4 protein-coding genes and 1 rRNA gene are annotated in these 3987 nt (G+C 38.4%); 4 read left to right on the forward strand and 1 reads right to left on the reverse strand.

The features are described 5' to 3' along the window. Positions 1–182 precede the first annotated feature (182 nt). The 4 genes from rrf to DW830_RS15165 all read left to right on the forward strand — a co-directional run bounded on the left by rrf (position 183) and on the right by DW830_RS15165 (position 2925). Positions 183–295: ribosomal RNA gene (gene rrf, locus DW830_RS15150) — 5S ribosomal RNA — on the forward strand. Between the two features lie 140 nt (positions 296–435). Then, the gene (locus DW830_RS15155) at positions 436–1017 is read left to right on the forward strand and encodes a hypothetical protein (protein WP_119250467.1); all 582 of its coding nucleotides are present in this window, start codon (positions 436–438) and stop codon (positions 1015–1017) included. Positions 1018–1141: 124 nt separating this feature from the next. Beyond that, complete coding sequence (locus DW830_RS15160; protein ID WP_089543964.1) at positions 1142–1363, forward strand: DUF2795 domain-containing protein; 222 nt, start codon at positions 1142–1144, stop codon at positions 1361–1363. Between the two features lie 326 nt (positions 1364–1689). Continuing rightward, positions 1690–2925 (forward strand): tyrosine-type recombinase/integrase, encoded by a 1236-nt coding sequence (locus DW830_RS15165; protein ID WP_119250468.1) that lies wholly within the window; start codon positions 1690–1692, stop codon positions 2923–2925. A gap of 395 nt (positions 2926–3320) precedes the next feature. Here DW830_RS15165 and DW830_RS15170 read toward each other — a convergent pair whose 3' ends face one another. Next, complete coding sequence (locus DW830_RS15170) at positions 3321–3764, reverse strand: hypothetical protein (protein WP_147487287.1); 444 nt, start codon at positions 3762–3764, stop codon at positions 3321–3323. Between the last annotated feature and the right edge of the window lie 223 nt (positions 3765–3987).

Here is a 3987-nt window from a genome sequence, read left to right on the forward strand (position 1 = left end):
GACGTTGATAGGATGCAGGTGTAAAGACAGCGATGTCAAAGCCGAGCATTACTAATTGCCCGAACACTTTCTTTAGGAAAGTTCATAGTTTCAGCTGTTGACTCTCGATAAAATCGAGAGGGACGGTGGTTCTTTACTATCAAATACAGTTTGCTTGTGTGCAAATACGTCATACCCCATTATCAGGTGGTTATTGCGGTGAGGTCCCACCTCTTCCCATTCCGAACAGAGAAGTTAAGCTCACTTGCGCCGATGGTACTGCAATGCAATGCGGGAGAGTAGGTAGCCGCCTTCTTTTATCAAAGCCTCAGATTTCGAAAGATTTCTGAGGCTTTTTTGTTTTCCCACAGATTTCACAGATTTACACAGATTTTTGACCTGTTCGGTCTTCGATTTCACAGATTTTTTGTATCTTTGCATTTTAAAAAAAGGAATATGCATTATTATTTGAGTACATGGTGGAGATGGTTGAGACGCTGCGGCTATAGTCGCGGCTTTGGCGTGCAGTCGCCTTCTGCTTATAGCTTTATCCGTTATGTCATCAATGAGCATTATCCTTATTATGCTTATCATGAGCTGCAGGAGCAGTTTCCACAGCTTAACAGACGCGAACATAAGGTGGGATGTCTTCTTCTGCGGCTCTCAAATCATTGGCAGCCTATTATTAGATTGTGTAATCATCATATCTTTGATGCTTATCTGAAGGCAGGCTGTATGAATACTGAATCTTTTGAGATAGCCGATAGCTTATCTCTTTTGGATAAAGAAGTTAAAACGATGGTGGTTGTTGATTTGGATAAACTGTCTATGGAACTTGTCTTGAAGAATCTACTTCCGCTTTGTCATAGTCAGGTGATGCTGGTTCTTCTAGGTAATCTTCATGCCCGGAATTTCTATTCATCATGGCTTCGTTTGCAGGAATCAGAGTTCACCGGCATTACCTATGATCTCTATTATGTGGGTGTTGTTTTCTTTGATCATAAGATCTATAAGCAGCATTATCGGGTAAATTTCTAGAAAAAGAGCACTTTCTTACAAGAAAGTAGTACGTTTGGTGAAAAAAAATGCCGAAAAATTTGTAGATAAAATAAATTTTATTACTTTTGCAGCCAAATTAGTAAGAACGTTAAATAATATAGCTATGTATTGGACACTTGAATTAGCTTCAAAGCTAGAAGATGCACCATGGCCTGCAACTAAAGAAGAGCTGCTCGACTATGCAACTCGCTCAGGTGCGCCTCTGGAAGTTCTGGAGAATCTGCAGGAAATAGAAGATGAAGGTGATGTCTATGAGAGCATCGAAGACATTTGGCCTGATTATCCATCAAAGGATGACTTCTTATGGAATGATGACGAGTACTAATCGTTCATCGATTACGATTATCAGTATAAGATAATGGAAATGAGCCATATAGGTGATTTCTTCGGAAATTCCTATATGGCTTTTTGCCGTCTTTTACCGCCAATTTTACCGTTCTAATGGCCTTATTTTACATAATTAAATGATCAATAATCGGTATATCCTGAAATTCTTTCTTTTCTGATCGGTTAATTTCATCTTTTCTTCTCTTATTATTCTCCTTACTTCATACTAAAATCATCTGAAGTTTATAAAAAAGGAGTGATATGATAAACTTTTCTACTATCTTCGCGTACATAGTGCCATAATTAATAAAAGGGTATTTTAATATGGGAAGAATTTCAAGACTTTATCCGAAAGGACGATTGAGACTGCGTATACCAAAGATGGTGCAGTCTGGTAAAAAGTATCCATTGTATATAGAATACAATTGGCATGCTGATTCTATTCGTAAATCAACTGGTATAAGTGTGTCAGTAAAGGAATGGCATGAGAAAGGCTATTGCGGTATTGGTGAAATACGTGCCACGACTGATATTGACTATAAGTATTATAATCATGTTCTTCATAAGCGTATCGAAGACATAGATGTGAAGATACATAAGTATTATGAAATGCATCAACATATTACTTGTGATGTGATTCGATCTTTTCTCGAAGACAATGACAATGCTTTGCGACCTGATGAAGGAAAAGACTTCATAGAGTTTGCTAAAGAGTTGATGGAAAGACGTTATGAGAAAGGTAAGATAGGTTTCAGTACTTGCAAGAATGGTATTTCATATCTCAATCAGTTTGAGGAATACCTATTGCTTGAACACAAAGGTACACATGGTGAGCATAAGGAATTCATTTATGTCTCAGATATTAGTGAAGACTTATTGCTTGACTTCCGTAAGTATCGACTCTTGGCAAAAAAGAAAGCAACAACAGTCAATAAGACTCTATGTCCGATTCTTCAGGCGTGTGAATATGCTTGTCAGTTAGGTTATATCTCTCATCAGCTTAATGCATCTCTCCAGGACTTGTATATGAAAGAAGAGGACCGGCTTGATGAAGAAGAGAGGAATATCAAGTATCTCACTGAAGAGAGACTTGCTGAGTTAGTTTCCGTTTATAATACCATCGAACAACCTCGACGAAAAGAGTTTTTGGAGATGTGGCTGTTTGCCTTCCATGCTTGCGGTATGCGAATGGTTGATGTGATGACGCTCCGATGGAAAGACATTGATTTCAACAAGAATTTCATCAGTAAAATACAAGTCAAGACGAGAAACCGAAACACCATACCTTTGAGTGAACCACTCATTCGTATTCTTGAAAAATGGAAGGGTAGAAACAAAGTCTTTGTTTTTGATCTATTGCCAGAGAACTTCGATATAAATGACCATGAGGCGATATACCGTCGTAGAAATTCCTGGAATAATACCATCAATACTTCGCTTCGCTGTATATCTCATGATTTAAAATGGAATCAAGACTTGACTTTCCATGTATCAAGACACACTTGGGCAGTTTTAGCGCTTGCACACGGAGCTGAAATCAGTGAGATACGCAGATTTTAGGTCACGCTTCAACAGGCGTCACAGAGCGAGTTTATGCAGAATTCTTGCCAGACAACCTTGCGACTGTAGTAAGCAAACTTGGCTTCTGCTTCATTCCTGATATGAATGCCAAACAAAAGAAGGTGGTATCACGCTAAACAGAGTGATACCACCTTCGATCAAATTTGTAGCCTTTATAGTCGAAACTATTAGAATATCTTGTAGTCCTTGCCAGTAAGATTAGAAATTGGCTTGAATAAACGCAATAGAATGAGCCCTATCACGATAAATGCTATTCTGACTATTACTGAACCGCCCATAGTAAAACCGTGCCATACGAGGAAAATGGGTGAGCACATGAGGGCTACGATGATTAGGCACATTAGAGCTGCTAGAAATGTTTTTGATCCCATACGTCAATAATCTAATGGAGCTATGAAATGATCATCAGGCAGGTTGTGAAAATCCTTGCCATCTGCATCATTAGTCACATATGTTTCGTTTTCTGGATCTTCTGTAGCGAAATAGATTTCCAAATCCTTGAAACGATTTTTGAGAAGAACGCGGAAGTCAGTAATCAAAGCGAGTTCTTCCGCTTCTATATAGAGAAAGCCTTCTGAAAGTTCGCATTTCTTGATATTACCACAGAGATTGCAAGTCCCATAGTCCACACCAAGAGCTAATATGATGTTTCCTTCCCAATCATCGGCCTCGTCTTCTTCCATAGCAGGGCGTTTTTTCTGTATGAAAGTCTGATAGAGGTCATATATCTCTTGCAACTCTTCTTGTTTTCCCACAATGTGGTAGCGTACTTTTATATTATGCATTTGGGATGCAAAGATAGCTAAATCTGATTCCATGTCTTGTCAATCGATTTCACTACTGTCCAATAAAAAAGGGCAATTCGATCTTTGAAACAGTTGAATTATAGTCTTTTATGCAGTATTTTGCAATGAAACGGACTTGATTTTGTACAATAGTTCGTTAATAATTCAATAATGTGCTAAGCAGCTATACGCTGTAAGCACGAGAGATCTTTGAAAATCTTGCTAATTAAAGTTCGGTTCGGGATGTACCCGCATG

This window comes from Prevotella sp. AM34-19LB (assembly GCF_003468525.1).
In the GTDB taxonomy this organism is placed as follows: domain Bacteria; phylum Bacteroidota; class Bacteroidia; order Bacteroidales; family Bacteroidaceae; genus Prevotella.

Bases quoted from the DNA above. Each gene is read 5' to 3' on its own strand.
- DW830_RS15155 (WP_119250467.1), top strand. From the start codon at position 436: ATGCATTATTATTTGAGTACATGGTGGAGATGGTTGAGACGCTGCGGC.
- DW830_RS15170 (WP_147487287.1), bottom strand. From the start codon at position 3,764: ATGGAATCAGATTTAGCTATCTTTGCATCCCAAATGCATAATATAAAA.
- DW830_RS15160 (WP_089543964.1), top strand. From the start codon at position 1,142: ATGTATTGGACACTTGAATTAGCTTCAAAGCTAGAAGATGCACCATGG.
- DW830_RS15165 (WP_119250468.1), top strand. From the start codon at position 1,690: ATGGGAAGAATTTCAAGACTTTATCCGAAAGGACGATTGAGACTGCGT.